Source organism: Novipirellula galeiformis (assembly GCF_007860095.1).
GTDB classification, from domain to species: domain Bacteria; phylum Planctomycetota; class Planctomycetia; order Pirellulales; family Pirellulaceae; genus Novipirellula; species Novipirellula galeiformis.
The window spans coordinates 142,888-159,159 of the sequence record NZ_SJPT01000004.1; the positions used below are offsets into that span (position 1 = coordinate 142,888).

14 protein-coding genes and 1 pseudogene are annotated in these 16,272 nt (G+C 54.6%); 4 read left to right on the forward strand and 11 right to left on the reverse strand.

Annotated elements, in window-relative coordinates; translation table 11 throughout:
• Positions 1 to 45 precede the first annotated feature (45 nt).
• Both Pla52o_RS11490 and Pla52o_RS11495 read left to right on the forward strand, forming a co-directional pair.
• On the forward strand, positions 46 to 3,384 hold the full coding sequence (locus Pla52o_RS11490; protein ID WP_146594773.1) for an Ig-like domain-containing protein: 3,339 nt from the start codon (positions 46 to 48) through the stop codon (positions 3,382 to 3,384).
• Between the two features lie 85 nt (positions 3,385 to 3,469).
• A complete protein-coding gene (locus tag Pla52o_RS11495) occupies positions 3,470 to 4,423 on the forward strand; it encodes a sugar phosphate isomerase/epimerase family protein (RefSeq protein WP_146594774.1) in 954 nt (317 codons plus the stop codon).
• 1,256 nt (positions 4,424 to 5,679) lie between these two features.
• On the opposite strand, the gene Pla52o_RS11500 is transcribed toward Pla52o_RS11495, so the two are convergent.
• From Pla52o_RS11500 to Pla52o_RS11535, 8 genes are all read right to left on the reverse strand, one after another.
• Positions 5,680 to 6,090: a hypothetical protein gene (locus Pla52o_RS11500; RefSeq protein WP_146594775.1), complete on the reverse strand. Its 411-nt coding sequence runs from the start codon at positions 6,088 to 6,090 to the stop codon at positions 5,680 to 5,682.
• 295 nt (positions 6,091 to 6,385) lie between these two features.
• On the reverse strand, positions 6,386 to 6,997 hold the full coding sequence (locus Pla52o_RS11505; RefSeq protein ID WP_146594776.1) for a hypothetical protein: 612 nt from the start codon (positions 6,995 to 6,997) through the stop codon (positions 6,386 to 6,388).
• Between the two features lie 80 nt (positions 6,998 to 7,077).
• Positions 7,078 to 7,338: a hypothetical protein gene (locus Pla52o_RS11510; protein WP_146594777.1), complete on the reverse strand. Its 261-nt coding sequence runs from the start codon at positions 7,336 to 7,338 to the stop codon at positions 7,078 to 7,080.
• A 660-nt stretch (positions 7,339 to 7,998) separates the two neighbouring features.
• The gene (locus tag Pla52o_RS11515; RefSeq protein ID WP_146594778.1) at positions 7,999 to 8,247 is read right to left on the reverse strand and encodes a hypothetical protein; all 249 of its coding nucleotides are present in this window, start codon (positions 8,245 to 8,247) and stop codon (positions 7,999 to 8,001) included.
• 286 nt (positions 8,248 to 8,533) lie between these two features.
• On the reverse strand, positions 8,534 to 9,019 hold the full coding sequence (locus Pla52o_RS11520; RefSeq protein ID WP_146594779.1) for a hypothetical protein: 486 nt from the start codon (positions 9,017 to 9,019) through the stop codon (positions 8,534 to 8,536).
• A gap of 1,084 nt (positions 9,020 to 10,103) precedes the next feature.
• Positions 10,104 to 10,796, reverse strand: a complete 693-nt coding sequence (locus Pla52o_RS11525) for an ankyrin repeat domain-containing protein (protein WP_146594780.1) — start codon at positions 10,794 to 10,796, stop codon at positions 10,104 to 10,106.
• 447 nt (positions 10,797 to 11,243) lie between these two features.
• Entirely contained in the window at positions 11,244 to 11,768 is a 525-nt protein-coding gene (locus Pla52o_RS11530) for a four helix bundle protein (protein ID WP_146594781.1), read from the reverse strand.
• A gap of 1,090 nt (positions 11,769 to 12,858) precedes the next feature.
• Complete coding sequence (locus tag Pla52o_RS11535; protein WP_146594782.1) at positions 12,859 to 13,263, reverse strand: hypothetical protein; 405 nt, start codon at positions 13,261 to 13,263, stop codon at positions 12,859 to 12,861.
• Here Pla52o_RS11535 and Pla52o_RS11540 point away from each other — a divergent pair.
• A complete protein-coding gene (locus tag Pla52o_RS11540) occupies positions 13,262 to 13,456 on the forward strand; it encodes a hypothetical protein (protein ID WP_146594783.1) in 195 nt (64 codons plus the stop codon). The genes Pla52o_RS11535 and Pla52o_RS11540 overlap by 2 nt on opposite strands.
• 2 nt (positions 13,457 to 13,458) lie before the next feature.
• Here Pla52o_RS11540 and Pla52o_RS26875 read toward each other — a convergent pair whose 3' ends face one another.
• The 3 genes from Pla52o_RS26875 to Pla52o_RS11555 form a co-directional block, all read right to left on the reverse strand.
• Positions 13,459 to 13,914, reverse strand: coding sequence for a DUF7336 domain-containing protein (locus Pla52o_RS26875; RefSeq protein ID WP_197169188.1), 456 nt, complete (start codon positions 13,912 to 13,914; stop codon positions 13,459 to 13,461).
• 128 nt (positions 13,915 to 14,042) lie between these two features.
• Positions 14,043 to 14,894, reverse strand: a complete 852-nt coding sequence (locus Pla52o_RS11550) for a hypothetical protein (protein ID WP_146594784.1) — start codon at positions 14,892 to 14,894, stop codon at positions 14,043 to 14,045.
• Between the two features lie 78 nt (positions 14,895 to 14,972).
• Positions 14,973 to 15,539, reverse strand: coding sequence for a hypothetical protein (locus tag Pla52o_RS11555; RefSeq protein ID WP_146594785.1), 567 nt, complete (start codon positions 15,537 to 15,539; stop codon positions 14,973 to 14,975).
• Positions 15,540 to 16,000: 461 nt separating this feature from the next.
• Between Pla52o_RS11555 and Pla52o_RS27895 the strand changes: the two are divergent.
• Positions 16,001 to 16,272 (forward strand): annotated as a pseudogene (locus Pla52o_RS27895) (IS110 family transposase); the annotation flags it as partial.

Here is a 16,272-nt window from a genome sequence, read left to right on the forward strand (position 1 = left end):
CCTGCACTCGACAAATGATCAACTGAACCATCACGGTACGTCATCATGCAAACTCTACTCGATCGCTTGCGTCCCGCCCTCATTCCTGGACTGGCAACGATCATCCTGCTGCTACTTGAGGGCTTAGCCAATGCAAACGAGTTTTTCCCCCGGTTCTCCGTTGAGAATCTCGTGCAACGCGACAGTCACAGCACCGTGACGATCGGCCCCGACGGCCATCTGTATGCGACGACGACCAATTCCGGTGGCCGTGAGATGCGTGACAATGGCACAGGCAAGATGGTCAAGGAACATCTCGGTGAAGTTTGGCGATACCAACTGGATCCCGTCACAGGACATGTCGTTGGCGAAGAACGCTTGCTGATGCTTCCCGGACCGGTGAATGGTTTCGTCTTTGATCCATCATCGACGCCCGACCAACTCACGTTCTACATCACCGTTCTGAATGACCGCGGCCATCTCAATCGCATTCGTGTCAAACCAATCGGCGCACCCGATCCCGTGATCGAAAACACGATCGTTCTCGACTTTCTCGGGCGCGGTGGCAACCATGGAATGAATAACCTTGTCTTCACGCCCGAGGGGAAACTATACGCCAATCAAGGTGGGCGGACATTCTGGGGAACCACCGAGGACAACCAATCCGCAGCCGTGTTGGAGATCGATCTGCAACATCCCGATTTCTCGAAGGGAGCGGTTTCACCACGCGATTACACGTTGGCACAAATGCAGGGGGGCGATGCACCGATTCAGCTGGTTGCTACTGGACTACGCAACCCTCACGGCATCGTCCACCACACCAATGGTGAATACTACGTAACCATTCACGATCCGCCCCGCGGGCCTCTCTTGGTCGGCGGTCCGATCAAAAAGGAAGTGGTCTCCGACGGCCCGCCGGACTTGGTTGCCCGTCTGAAACCAGGCGCCTACTACGGCCACGCCAACCCACTTCGCAAGGAATGGGTCTCTTATGGCGGCAACCCAACGGCCGAGGTCGATCCGTTTGAGATCCCTGAGTACCCGGTCGGCACGATGCCCTTGCCGAACTTTGATCTCAGTTTGATGATCGGGACGCGGCGCAATCACTGTATCAGTGGAATCGACGAATACCTCAACGGCGACCTCGTTGCTGGCTACCTCTACGCCCAGGGGGCTGAGGGAGTGAATCTGGCCGGCATCGAACGTTTTGTATTAGACAAAGATGGAAACTTCACAGGCTTTCATGAGTTTCTCAAGGGCGAGGACAACGAGCCGATCGTTTTCCAGGGCGTCATGGATCTGTTTGTCACCAAGCAGGGCTGGATCTACGTCGCCAACTTTGGCCGCCGCCGCGGAGACGGTGGAATCAAAGGGGGCATCGAGTTGCTCAAGCCGTTGGGGGGAAACATCCCGCCTTCGATCGTGATCCAAACTCCGGAGAACCGTGCGGTCTATGGACGCAATGCGACAGTCGACTTCCGCATCGATGCACAAGATTACGATGGCGACGTCTCTAAGGTCGAACTCTTGGTTAACGGCAAAGCCCAACGCTGTGCAAAGTCAGCTAGCGACAAGACGCTGTGGAGTGCGAGTTGGAAACGACCAGCCGCAGGTCGATACGAGGTGCAAGCGCGGGCAACCGACAACGATGGCAAATCGGTCACGACCCAACCATTGTTTCTTCAAGTCGATGCGGATGCGCATCCCGCCGTGATTACCGAGATGCCGACCTCCGTTGCATTCATCGGCGCCGACTATCACTCAAGCGTTCGCACTGATAGCCAGTCGAATGTCCGCTTCGCCCTGCGGGACGCTCCCGAAGGGATGCAGATCGATCGCCAAACGGGCCAAATCCGATGGCGCCCCAGTCATGCCGGCACATTCACCGCCACTGTGATCGCCGACAACGGAACACAGCCTCCCGCGGAGCGGAAGTTCCAAGTCAAGACGCTCGCCTCCCGTCCTGCGGACTACCAACCCGGAGTCATCGACGGTTTCGTTGCGGGAGTCGAATATACAACTTCACTCGAAAATCAGTCGGCAAAATCTGGCACTGCCCCCGCGTTTGAGTTGGTCCCGCCATCCAATGCCGCCATTGTCTTCAGCGGCTATCTCGATGTGGACGAACCGGGCGTCTATGAATTCTCCGCGTCGGATCCTGAGTCAGCGATCGCATCGGCCCCCATGTCCGCGACCTTCTCGATCGGCGGATCGCAGGTGTTCAACAGCGCAAGTTCAAGCACAGGCTTTATCCCACTAGAACCGGGCAAACATGCGTTCACACTTAAGCTCGATGAACGTGGCGAGCCGGGCTCGTGCAGCCTACAGATGCGTAGTCCAGACGCCTCCTCCCTCGCGCCGGTACCAAAGTCGGCGCTCTATCGCCACGCCAAGGCGTACGGCCTCAATGGTCGCGGCGGAGCAGAGCCTTACCTGAAGATGCCGCGTAACGAACGCGATTTCCTGCCGCAAACGCTCTCCCAAACGGGAGCGTTTCAAGACGTCGCCTCGATGACGTTGGCCCCCGGAGCGATTGGATACGACGTCAATTCGCCACTCTGGTCCGACGGTGCGTTGAAGCAGCGTTGGGTCTTTGTCCCTGAGGGGACGACCATCGAATTTGATCCGAGCGAGCCGTGGACCTACCCGGCGGGAACGGTCTTCGTGAAGCACTTCGCCCTTGGCGAACAACGCAAACGGGTCGAGACGCGGTTGACCGTCGTCAAACAGGATCACACGATCTATGGCGTCACCTATCGCTGGCGTGAGTCAAACGACGACGCCGACCTCGTTGCGATGGGGCAAGAGGCGGAGCTGGAATTCGACGATGGCAATCGACAGCCATGGTTCTTTCCCGGCCCCCAGGACTGTATGACCTGCCATACGCATGCCTCCGGGTATGTGTTGGGCCCCAACACGCGACAACTCAATCGCGAGTTCCACTACCCATCGACGGGCAAGTCAGACAACCAATTACGCACGCTCAACCAGCTCGGTCTGTTTAGTACCCCGCTGCACGAAGACACGATCGACAACTACGATCGGCTGTACCCGCTCGATGATCAATCGGTGTCGTTGGACAAACGCGTTCGTTCCTATCTAGCCAGCAATTGTAGCCAGTGCCACACGACCGGAGGCGTCAACGCCAACTGGTTTGCCGACTATGCTGCCGAACTCTCCGACCTGGGCGTTCTCGATGCGAAGCCTCTGAACCATATGGGGCTCTCGGACGTCAAGCTGATCGCGCCGGGCAAGCCAGACCGTTCGGTGATGCTGTTGCGAGTCACGTCCGACAAACGCGGCTATCGCATGCCACCGATCGGTCGACTGAAGACCGACGACCATGCCGTCGCTGCACTTACTCAGTGGATCGCGCAACTGCAAGCAAAGGAAGACGACAAATAGCGGATGTTACGATCGGACGTCTCGCTGAATTCGGCAAGTTCGCTCCCCCCACCACCCTGCTACGCACCCATTGAAAGATTCTCGAATGATGAACGACCGACTCCGCTTCGCAGCCACGATGACGCTCTGCCTGTTTGTGTATCAAGGAGTAGCGAATGCGCAAGAACAGCCCGCCAGTGCCAAGCCCGCTGAATCGAGAGCCTCCTCATCGACGGCGGCCGAATCGCTTTACGCGACTGACAACTTGACCGCATGGTTGGTCATGTTCACCGATTCGGTCAAGCGAACTCCCGACGAACGCGCCGAGATGGTGGCACAATTTGGATTTAAGAAGGCGGGATTCGAAGCGTTCAAGAAATACGTTCCCATTCTAGAACAGCAGATGGACGCGTATGCCAAACGCAACATCAAAGTGACCTCGGTCTACGTCGTCGTTGAAACGGAAACACCTTCCGAAGAAGCACATGTGAAACAGATCCTCGACGTGCTGCAGCGACGGGGAGAAACACCTCAGATCTGGGCCATGTTCGGCCGTGGATCATTCCAGAGCACCACGGATGAAGAACGCAACAAAAAACTGATCGCCGCGTTCTCCGACCTCGCGAAATATGTCGACAAAGCGGGCTGCGAATTGGCCCTTTACAACTACGGATCGTGGTTCGGGACGCTCGACGTTCAATTGGCTGTCATCGAGGGTGTCCGTCAGAACACGGGGATCAAGATCGGAACCGTGCTGAATTTCCATCGCGGACATCAGCACATGAAAGACTTCCCTCAGGTTCTCGAGCAAATGATGCCTCATCTGTATGCCGTTAACCTCAACGGCATGAACTGGAAAGATGCCGACTACGATGGCGGCGGGGCACGCATCTTGCCCCTTGGCAGCGGCGATTACGAGTTGACGATGATGCGACAACTCGCCGAATCGGGCTATCGTGGCCCGATCGGAATCATCGACCATCGCAGCGGAGTGGACGCGGAAGTTGCACTCAAGGAAAACCTCGATGGCCTAGTCAAGCTGCGTGAAAAACTGAAGTAGCACGCCGAGAACCGTTGGCGGCGGCAGCCCCACATCTCGCCACTCACTCCATTCCATTTCCCGCAGCCCTTCACGTCATCGCCGATACCGCGTCGACCATTCTTGCAATCAACCGCCGCCGGAGCGCCCAGAGCGGCGATTGCCCAGCAGTGGTAGGCAAATCAGGCTCCGGCGCAACCGTGGTGCGGGCACGTTCGAGCACGGGCTGTTCGCTGCAAGAAGAATTGAATGAACAGGAGAAAACGGAGGGAACGGAGCAGAATTGACCAGCGTCTCCGTGTCCTCTGTGCCCTCCCGTTCAATCCGAATAAGCACCAATCAAACCGTGACTTCAAATAAGAACCTCAAGAAACCGAGGCCTGATCAATTCAGACGGGCCAAGTTCGGGCGCAGCCATTAGTGATTATCAGTGTTCATTAGTGGTGCAAATCATCCGGAAACACGAACCGCTAATCGGCACTAATGAACACTAATCTCAGCCCCCGTTCCACTCAATGGACAGCGTCAACGGCGGTAATCACACGGTCCGAGCGGGCGAGCCACCGCCAGAACAAGTGCACACCAAATGGACACCCGAGTTCGATCGGCAGCGCAATGTTTGTGCGCGCACGTTCGAGCACGGGCTGTTCGCCGCAAGAAGAATTGAATGAACAGGAGAAAACGGAGGGAACGGAGCAGAATTGACCAGCGTCTCCGTGTCCTCTGTGCCCTCCTGTTCAATCCGAATAAGCACCAATCAAACCGTGACTTCAAATAAGAACCTCAAGAAACCGAGGCCTGATCAATTCAGATGGGCCAAGTTCGGGCGCAGCCATTAGTGATTACCAGTGTTCATTAGTGGTGCAAATCATCCGGAAACACGAATCGCTAATCGGCACTAATGAACACTAATCTCAGCCCCCGTTCCACTCAATGGACAGCGTGAACTTCGGTGGTCACACGGTCCGAGCAGGCGAGCCACCGCCAGAACAAGTGCACACCAAATGGACACCCGAGTTCGATCGGCAGCGCAATGTTTGTGCGCGCACGTTCGAGCACGGGCTGTTCGCCGCAAGAAGAATTGAATGAACAGGAGAAAACGGAGGGAACGGAGCAGAATTGACCAGCGTCTCCGTGTCCTCTGTGCCCTCTGTGCCCTCCTGTTCAACCCGAACAAACGGAGCGTCATGGAGGGCAAAAAGTGGTCAGGTAAAAAAAGCGAAGGATCAATCCCGGCGCCCACCACCGCACTGGCACCATCGCAGGGTGACAGTGCATCACCAATAGCTTCCACGCTGGTACGCGATGCCTTTCGAAGGGCTAAACCATACGGTAAAACCCGCTCCGTTTCGAGCCATTGGGCCGTAAACCTCGGTCGCGTCACCAAGGTGGGCCCAACCAAGATCACCGTAGTAAAGATCATGAGACTCCTCGTCCACAACTCTCATCGCCGACATCTCACCACGCTCTACAACCGATTGGTCACCGTACGAACGCCATACTTGGTCCAAGTAGGCGTCAAGATTCGTTTGTGAAATTTTGAACCGTGCTCTGAATCCTTGAGCATACTTGTCGACCGTGATGTTTGTGGCATCGGGTGGCAAGTAACGTTCGACGCGAAAGTCATCAACTTCATCGAACGTTTCGTAGTCGAAGACACCAAAACGTTTGGTGTCGAGAACTTCCATGATCCCCGTACATGATGGAACGAAGGCGAGAAGCGATATTAGCGTGATGCCAATGAATGTTGGTACACGTCGCCATTTTGCAAGCGGGGCAGCAAGCGTTGCAAGAAAGACCACCGCAAGCAAGACGCACGCTGTAATCTTAAACGGCAGGACAATAGGCCAGAGCATCTAATTGCAATAACGTGCGCCATCACCGATGGACGGCAGATTGAGTTTCTGTATGTGAACGCGCGACGACGCGCTTTGCTGCGTGGCATCGTTCCGCTCGCTTCATTCTACTGTGCCGAGAACGGGCCTACGCGTCGATTGTGGCGGCGAAGGGCTCCATCACTGCCTCATAAGCAAAACGCGAATTACTGTCAGATCGCTGGTTGTCTTCGCTCCAACTCTCGTAGCCAAGTTTCTCAAAGGCAATGTCATCCATTCGACCAAGTTCTTCGAGAATGTCCCTCATCACTTTGATGCCGTTCAGATTCATGTCTCGCAAAATCGGCTGTCCATGCGAGTATCGCATCGAGGCGATTTCTCGTAGTTCTTTACTTCGTGGCAAAATCCTCTTTGAATCGGTCGCGACCGCAATGGGATTCCACAATACGTGTTCGGCGTCATAGGATTGCTCGAACAGTACCCGAAAGTGCTGTTCGGCCTGAGTCCAAGGGCCACGTGGCGAGTATTTGCACTCTCCGAACCCATCGGCGCCTAACGCGTGTTCCGCCCAGCGTGCCGGGCCTTCGAGAAACCATCGGTTCTTGAAATAGGTTGAGGCGTATTGGATTAAGTAATATATTTCGTGTGAAGGGGGGATATTCGCCTTCGCGTCAATGTGGCTGCCAATCGCAACGATGAGTGCGCGACCATCTGGACGACCTTCAGGGATTTTCCTTGCTCGCTCAGCCTCGTCATACACCTTGCCATTGCCGATGTCACATTCCTCGCGATTGCGAATCGAAACCTGAATGCAGTTTACCCCCGCGTCGCGTTCGCAATTCAGTGGATCGTGTATCCGAAAACAGCGCAAAACAGCTTGTGTGTCGCGTCCATCTGCTTGACGATATCTTCAGCGCGGTCAGGTACGCCAGACGAATCGATGTCGTCATCGGGAATCGATGACGGTCCCGTGGTTGTATCGAGAACTCGAAAGTTGCCGAAGACGAAATGTTGATCGAGCACTGAGCGTTCCTGAGCGTACACTGGCACGGCACTAAGAAGCACGAGGAAAACAGCGAGACGAAGTGTGCGATTGATCATTGGATTAGACTCAAGGCCGAAACGACAAAGTTCACCAAGCGACGGCATTCGTCTCTGCCATTCATTGACGCGGGCCACCGTCGCACTGGTGCATCCCGTTGTTCGCTGCGATTCTAGCATAGCCAGAAGTCACCAAATGCGACCGCGTTCCATTTCCTGCCGATTTTCTTAGAAGTGACGATTGACGCGCCACCGCCCAAAGAACCGCACCCCACGCGGGACTGCACCTCGGCCCTCGTTTCGCAGGCCCATTTCATAATCGTAATCCTTTCCATCGATGCTTTTTGACTGTCGCCCGTTCGCAAGACGTGCCCGTTCGCAAGACGTGCCCGTTCCCAAGACATGCCCGTCACGGAGCTGTGCTTGATGCTAACCTGATCGTGCCACCTACCCATCATTTTGATGCCACCCAGCAATGCGGAAACGGCAATGACGATCGAAGGGCCGCGTTTGGGCGAGAAGAATCGCCTCGCCATTGGCCTGGTGGCTGCGTCATAAATAGGACGCGGTGGATCGCACGGATTCGGCTGTGGGTCAATGGCAACGACTTGAATGGGATAGCGAGACGCTTTTGCGGTGGCGACGGTCGACTTGCAAGCAGAGATTGCCTCGCTGACGCCACTCAGCAACAACCGATGATTGTCCGCCCGCCCTGCTCTCTCATCCGTCCTCAGGGATGTGAAAGTCGAACGGATCACTCCCGTCCCATCCCGGCGGAGGAGTATGGTCGGAGCTGAAATAGTAAGTCGTTCCCGCAAGGTCATCGACTGACCAGTCGTAAGCAGCCAACGCATCGCCCCGGATGCGTTGGATGGAGTCACGGTCCACGGGGACTAAGACGGATTCGGCCCCGGGCAGAAACCAGAATCGCTTTCGGTATTCGATCGCAATCTGGAATGTCGAGTCCATGATCGCACTTGGGGATGGGACGGCTTCAACCGCAAGATGACGCTCGTAACCCCAGTTTTCATAAGTTCGCCACGACGCAATCAGCACAGCGATAATCAATGTCGCGGCTAAAACAGATCGAAGGGAAAACTGCGGCCTGATTCTCATGCGATTGCACAACTCGGTTGCGTTGTCGTGAGTCGCAGCACGTTGATGGTCACCGCGATCGGGCGGTTAACGCGGTGATGGCCAAGTTTAGCACGGCCGTATCTGCGGTGCACCGTTTGGTTTTGCTCATTGCACGGCGCTACGTGTGGGGTGGAGCGTAGGGATTCGGATCGACCGGACCGATCGGCTCGATTGCAATCGAGGCTGGCGATTCGCCACCTTCATCGATTGTAACCGACGGGAAAATCACGGAAAGCAATCGTTTCCGATCAAGAAACAGACATAGGTAGATCAGCAAACCCGGAAGCACAAACATGATCGCATTGATTGCGACAATGAAGATCGTCGCGGGCGAATCCTTGTATAGCTCGTGACCGGTAAAGTACATCCAAAAGTTCATTACAACCATTGGTGTCCATCGAAGCAACGGCAGAATCGGTACGGCGAGTGCGACGATCCAGCCGGCTTTTGAGTTCGTCAAGCAGGCCAAGGCTGCGGCAAGGTATGCGATGGAGATCGCGCCAAACGCGACACCCATGAAGCTGCCCGATGCAAACGCTCGAAGACCAATCGTAGCAACGAAGAATGCGGCCCAAATTAGCTGGGCGACTTTGGCGAATGACAATGGCTGTGTACCTCAATAGCAGAATGCTGGGTTAACCAAGTTGCTGCCCAAAATTTACCAATTCAGCAACGTCAGAGCGTCATCTTTGGTTCGCCCCTTGGTTCTTGCGATGGGCTTGTTCGATAGACGATTCGCCAATCGAACCGATCTCGCGCACGTTCAGAATACTGCCCCAAGCGAGACCGAGCAACAATTGACCGAGCAGGTTCATGAGTCGGCGTTATTTGCAGGCGCATCGCGCTGTGTTGGAATTCCTGCGTTGGCAAGACCGCGCAACGATTAGTGTTTATGAGTGGCGATTAGTGTTCCAGCAAGAAAGAACACTAATCTTCGCTAATCACACACGAATGCCTTTGCCGTGAGGCTTCGCCCAGCGTCGCTTGACAGCGGCAAGCGATTACGCGGCAGACACGGAGCCCTGTAATCGACCGATTGCAAGTATCACGAAGCTTGGCGATCAACCGAGCAACCACAGGCAGCAATAACGCTAGAGTTTTGCGGGCGGCGGCGATTGACTTGCAAGCAGACCAAACGGCGTGCCACCTCCGCTCCGTAACACCCCATCGTTCCCCGGTTTGCTGTAGTGGGATGTCGCTAACCACCACGGTTGACGTTGATCCAATCATAGCGAGCGCAACGACTGCCAACAAATCCGCCTGTAGCGGCAAAAACAAAGAAGAAATGTGTTGCCAGAATGATGTGAGGCAGAATGATAAATCAGCGAGCGTCAATCATTTTGCCACCTAATCATTCTGCCAATCGATCGACCGCGGGGGCAATTGCGACAGCGAATTGACGGTTCCCTCAACAAGGAACGCTGGAAAACAAACGCCGGTTTCAGTCGCGAGGATGCCTCACTTTTCGCGATGTCGATGCTCTCAGAGGTGACAATCGCTACGCGAAATGAATCCGAAGGTGGTGTGTGTTCCATGCAACCAACCGCGTAGACCAAAAGTGACAAACTGAACGGCGAAAGGGTATGAGGCATCTTCGATTGCCATAACGTCGCCGATCACAGGGCGGCGGGAGTGAACTTGCAAGCAGACGAAAACGGCGGCCACGCCGCTGCGTCACCATCGCATGGTTATCCGCTTTCCGGCATTTTAGCGAGCAATTCAGCAATGGGAACGAGACGTTCGTCATCCGGATACTGCGCGAGCCATTCGGCTAAGTTCTTGCCGTCATGTGTGAAGCGAACACTTGGGTCAGCCCCAAAGTGAATCAGCAATCGAACAGTTTCTAGATGGCCATGTCCACCAGCACAGTAAAGTACAGTATGCCCGCGTGTGTTATTTTCGTTGGTGCCAGCACCGTATTCAATGAGTAGTCGCACAATTCTAACGTCTCCGTTTCGCGCGGCGTGGTGGATCGGGGAATCGCCACGTCCATCGGGGCAAGTCGCGATGCCAGGATGACGCTTGAGTAAAGAGCGAACACGGTTGGCATCGCGAAGAAAGATCGCCGCCAAAAGTTGGCGTGACACATCGCAAGACGGGCGAACGTGTGGATCGAGCGCGCCATACGACACAAGTAGGGAAACGACGTCGGTATTCTCCGGAACTTCCGCAGCGTAGTGTAGTGCGTCACCGTCGTGGGCGGAAATATCGGCACCAGATTCGAGTAGAAATCGGACCACATCCGCGTGCTTCCCAATCGCGGCATGAAAGATTGGTCGCCAGTTGTGGGCGTCGTCTGCATCGACCAGCGAAGGGTCGCTCAAGACCATTGATCGGACAGCTTTAACGTCGCCCGCACGGCAAGAGTCATGAATTGTCATGCGATGGCTTCAGCCGGGTAACGGGAGCGATATTCTGGCGGCGAACGGTGACGGACCACTCTGGAAAAACGATGCCGCCGCTCCGTCACCATCGCATGGTTCCCCGGTTTGCGGTAGTGGGATGTCGCTAACCACGACGGTTGACGTTGATCCAATCATAGCGAGCGCAACGACCGCCGGCAAATCCGTTGATTACCGCAAAAACAAAGAAGAAATTTGTAGGCAAAATGATGTGAGGCAAAATGACAAATCAGCTCGCGTCAATCATTTTGCCACCTAATCATTCTGCCATTTGGTCAACCACGTATGCATTTGCGACAGCGATTTGAAGCTTGCCTCAACAAGGAACGCTGGAAAACAAACGCCGGTTCCATCACGCGTGCAAACCGTGTGAATCGCCGGCACGATTGCATCAAGTCATCATCGCCAGTCGGATAACGTTTGAATTCACCGAGGACGCGCGGTGGACATTGATTCGGAGAACAACTGCGCCGCGTTTTTCGGTGCAATTCTTGGTTCTGGCTGTACTTCGTGCTCGTACTCGTACTCGTACTCAGCATCGCGGTACTCGTACTCAGCAGCAGCATTGTACTGTGCGCTGGATTCGGAGACAGCGTCAGCGCGGGTGATCAGTCGCGTCAGCATCGAAACAATCCGTTTGAGCGTTCGTTTCAATTCACCGTGTTGTTCGCCACCAAGCCCGTCCGTTGCGAAGAGCACATCCTGAATCGAAGCGCCTTCTAATGCCGATCCGCGGGCAATATAGAGAAATCGATTTCGATCCTTGAGGCTGCGTTTGCCATTGCCTTCGGCAATGTTCAGCGGAATCGATTGTGCGGCGCGAAGCCATTGGTCGCGGGCATGACGATGAAGTCCGTTTAACTCCTTCGCGATGGCGAACGATGAAGCGACGTATTCGATCGACAGTCGGTAAACATCAAGTCGATCGTGGTCGAAGATTGGTTCGGTCATCGGTGCCCCATTTCGAGTACGAGTACCGGCTTCGCTTGAGTACGAGTACGATTTCTTCAATGCCAGAACGTTACCGATCAGCCGGCGGCGACGGTTGATCCTCCACTTCAAAACGCCCGGCTCCGCGACTTCGGGCGAGTAGACCGAGGTCTCTTTGGTTTAGGTTAGGGTTTGTGTTCCCTGTTCGCCACCAGTTTCCTGCGGTGGTGTCACAATATTCTAACCCTGCCGCATTGACCCTCGGCCCCTCTCAGATCCGGACGTGCCACTTTCTAGCATCCGGCTCCCAGATCTCACTTGGTATCACCCATGAAAACGGGCAGTAACACTCAATCGTTGTCGATCCACGCGGGGGCATGCGCGTAGAGAAAACATCGCTGTGCGATTCCGAACTCCCATCACACGAGAAAAACTGCGATACAGCCGAGTTAACACCGAGGGGCCGTCACTGAGTACGGTCGATGCCTAGTCTAGATCGCGTGAAATCCTGACCGCCTTCCCTGCACCGGTATTACCCGGCTTCATTCCACTTGATTGGTGTTCAAGTTTCAACGGTACTTTTCGGTCATCCGACTCCCTGAATGTCATTTTTCTTCGTCGCTTATTCCACTTCTAGGACATACTCGATCGCTCAAGTTGGAAGGCTTAAAACGGTCAAGAACTTCAGGGTCTCACTGGTTGCCTGATTGACTTGATGTGTAGTGCGAATGGGCCGCCGACCCCGGGTCTCCGCTAGCAGCTTGCCGATAGCGCTGCGAGCGATGTTGCCTTCAGGAATGCACAAGCCTTGGGCAGAATCCGACAGTTACCAAATTTCGAGGCTAACATCCATTCAGCGTCGCAGGGCCACCTACGATCGCTTCATCCTCACTACCTTTCTGTGTACGCTTCAAGCGACGACTTCAACCGATGATGTCTATACGTCGCCTGCAAAACTCGATACTGAGCCTGTGGCTAACAGTTACTCAGGCGGGATTCACACCCGCTAGTCTTCAAGACCTTGCCAGTCCGCACGTTCACCGATTGGTTATCCGGCAATCCGCGTTCCATTCAAGTAGACTCTTCACTATCCATTCGTTGATTCTCATCCTTATGCCTGTTTGGCGGGTTCAGGTGCCATCTTCGCGCCTTGATTTTGAGGACGGCTGAGGAGGTAGAGCAAGCCGGTTGGAAATGCCGCGCCGATCAATGCGCCGACGATAATCGAAAACCATTGGAATACCGTGCTTGCAGGTTCGGGCAGTACATCCGGCGGTGGGCCAATGATTTGGTAGCAACTGATTGAATACGCGACGACCCAAATATAGCCGACGATCGCATTGGCCTGAGCGACGCGTCGTGCGGCAAAAGATCCGCGCCGAACGTAAAAACCGGACACAGCGTAAACGATTCCGCCCACGATCATGATTGGGAGATAGATGAACCAAACGCCGTGGATCGCACGCATTGCGTCGGCAACCGATGCCCCATTGGGGTTTTGAGGCATCGGTGGCATGGCAGATATCATCACGCGTTGCAGTGCGACGATCATCAAGCCAAACGACGCGAAGCAGATGAGAGCGATGCCAAATACGCACGTGATTGTGCCGGACACTTTATCGGGGCGTAACGACATGACATTCGTGGCGTTTCAGTCGGATAACGTTTGGGATCACGTGGTCGCCGCGAACGATCAACCACTTCAATAAACTCAACTCGGCGACTCACGTGCATCCCTTGGTTCTGCCTTTTCCTCGACAGCCTCGTAGGCCACAAGCACGCGATCGCCAATTTCAGGCACAGCTTTTTCGATGCATCGCACGAAATCGCCGACGTCAAACTTGGCTCGTTGAGGAGCGTCAATGTCGGTAATCTCGTAAACATCCCCAGGGTACCAAACCGAACCAGCGGTGTAGTACTCTCCGGCACTCGTTCGAGAAGGAATCAGTATATTTACGGCCGTAATGAATCCCTCAACCCAGTGATCAACCCCAAGTTCGTATTCACCAATCGAGAACCCATCAGGCCAGTCGCGGAAACCTGGTTGCATACGCAGTCTAACGATAGCGTCTTCCGCATCGTCATTCGTCGCGTACACTCCGATGAATTTGGCGTGCTCGCGACCGCAAATTTCATGCTCGTGCTGAAGTACGAATACTTTGGTCATGATTGGCAGAACGCTAGCCGTCACTGGGCGGCGACGGGAAATTAACCATTGTCAAAACTCCTGACACGCCGCTCCAGTGCACGGTATTGTTATTCGCATGTGTGCAGCGCGTCGAGAAAGCGGGGAAATCAAAACTGGTAACCGTGCATCCTCAGTATGTCTCTAGAATCAGAGAAGTACTTCCAGATTATCGTGAGAACCACCCTGACAGAAGTTGACTTCACATACTGCCGTGTGCGATTCCAAGACGTTTGCACGGCGACCAAGCGAAAGTACTCGTGAGAGAAGGGCTGGTGAGTCTGTGGCATACCACAGAAATATATCCCACATCCGGAAAGTCCGTTGGGGTCAACCTGGACGCCTTCGTCGCTTCTTGTGACGCGATCGTAGGAGTAGAACTCATGATACTCGGGGTTTTCGTTAGCAATCTCAGGGATCTCGTGCTGGTACGGGATAGTTAAATATTTCCACGTGTTTGCAACCAGTTTATCATTAGCGTCTTTTTGAATCCGAGCTACCGGGTAGCCATAAAGGAGATACAAGCTAGGCGGTCTCTGGCTGATGTGGTGGGCATCAATTTGATCGAGCCGACAGAAATCGTAGTGACCTTCCAATGACTTCACGGTTTCGTCGCGCAATCGAACGACAGTAAGATCCTCGCGGGAATCTTTTGTGGTTAAAAAACCAGGGTCTTCAGCGAGTATCAGAGCCGGTTGGATCTTTTCATCTGGAAAAACAGCGTAAGGCGGTTTGCCGGCCTCGTAGTGCTCACGCATATCGTGCCCCGCAGTTATTAGAAACCGCATGTCTCCGAGCCTCAAGAGAAATCCTGTCCGGATTTCCTGTAGTTTGCCGTTCTCGTGGTGACTGATTGGCAGCGTAAAAAGACCGATTGAATCTTCTGCCGCGCAGAACACCTTCTTACGGAATGCGTGGAATTCCGATTCGCTGTCATTCGATTCGGGTAAAACGATTGGCATATGTTCCAGCTGTCGCGTCGATGAGGTCTGATGCAGTAAGTCGAATAACGGCGGCGTTGACCGGGACCGAGCGGACGATCAACCATCACCAGAAGACGTTTTCGAGGTCTCCGGTCGAACGCTTGGTTCGCCGCCTTGGGCATCAAGGTCCATCCTGAGTGTACCGTACACCGAATCAAAGCTGGATGCCAATGGTTCAGCCATCGCGGGGTCGTCCGCGACAATTGCTCGGTAGCGATCAAGTGCGCGGCGTGCATGAATTATGTCCAAAGGTATGTTGTCGAAGAACTGCCAACGCCAGAGGCAGCTGCCGGTGCCGGCAGATGCAACCTTGCCATCCAACGTGCAAACGACCGTGTAGTCGTATGAACGTTCAGGATCGTAGCCGAAGATGCGGTACCGTCCGTAGTGTTGTTGCCAAAGCGGATCTTGAATCGCCAAAAGTTGTTCTTCGGAGCTTCCGATCTGCAATGTGCTTGAGCGTAATGCATGCACGACGGGATGTGGCGATGACATCATTGCATCACGGTCGAATTCGGTGTTTGGTCGGTCGACAATCACCGTCTCGCTCGGCGGTTGGGCGAGATATATGGTGAGGCCGCCAAGGCACGCAATGCCGGCAAGGTAAAACCAACGGGATCTCATGATTTCAGTCGGCGAAAGAATCCATGTAAGTCCGAGGTTTGATGGGTGGGAGCCATTCGTTCAAAATGACTGGCGACTCGGACCCGTGATCTCGGCGGCGTGCGGCTGCCGGTCACATTCACTCCACCCACCAAAACCACGGACATTCAACAATGAAGATTCTCGCATTGGACCTCGGCAAATTCAACTCCGTTGCCTGCTTCTTCAACTCCAAAACCAGAAAATCCAAGTTCCTCACCACGCCCACCAACCGGGAATCCATCGCCAGTATCTTCAAGGATGCGAAAGCTGACCTCATCGTCATGGAAGCTTGTGCCCCTTCGGGCTGGATCAATGACTTGGCTCAAAGTCACGGACTGAAAACACTCGTCTGCAGCACCAACGAGGAAGCTTGGCGGTGGGCCAACGTCTAACGCAAAACCGATCGTGACGACGCCTTCAAACTCGCTCGCATGGCTGCCATGGGAGAACTCAAAGCCGTCCACACTCCGTCGCATAAACACCGGGAATTCCGTTCTCTCGTCAAATATCGCAAGACGCTTGACCGGAGAATTAACAAGACCAAAAACACCATCCGCGCCTGGTTCGTTAACCAAGGCATCACAATCGACGCTGGCGACAAAGCCTGGCACACCGGACGTAATCACATCAACTCGTTTCGTAAACCGCTGGCCGAGTGCGACCACGATGAACTCTGGAGAGGAGAGCTCGACATCGAGCTGACCATCCTCGA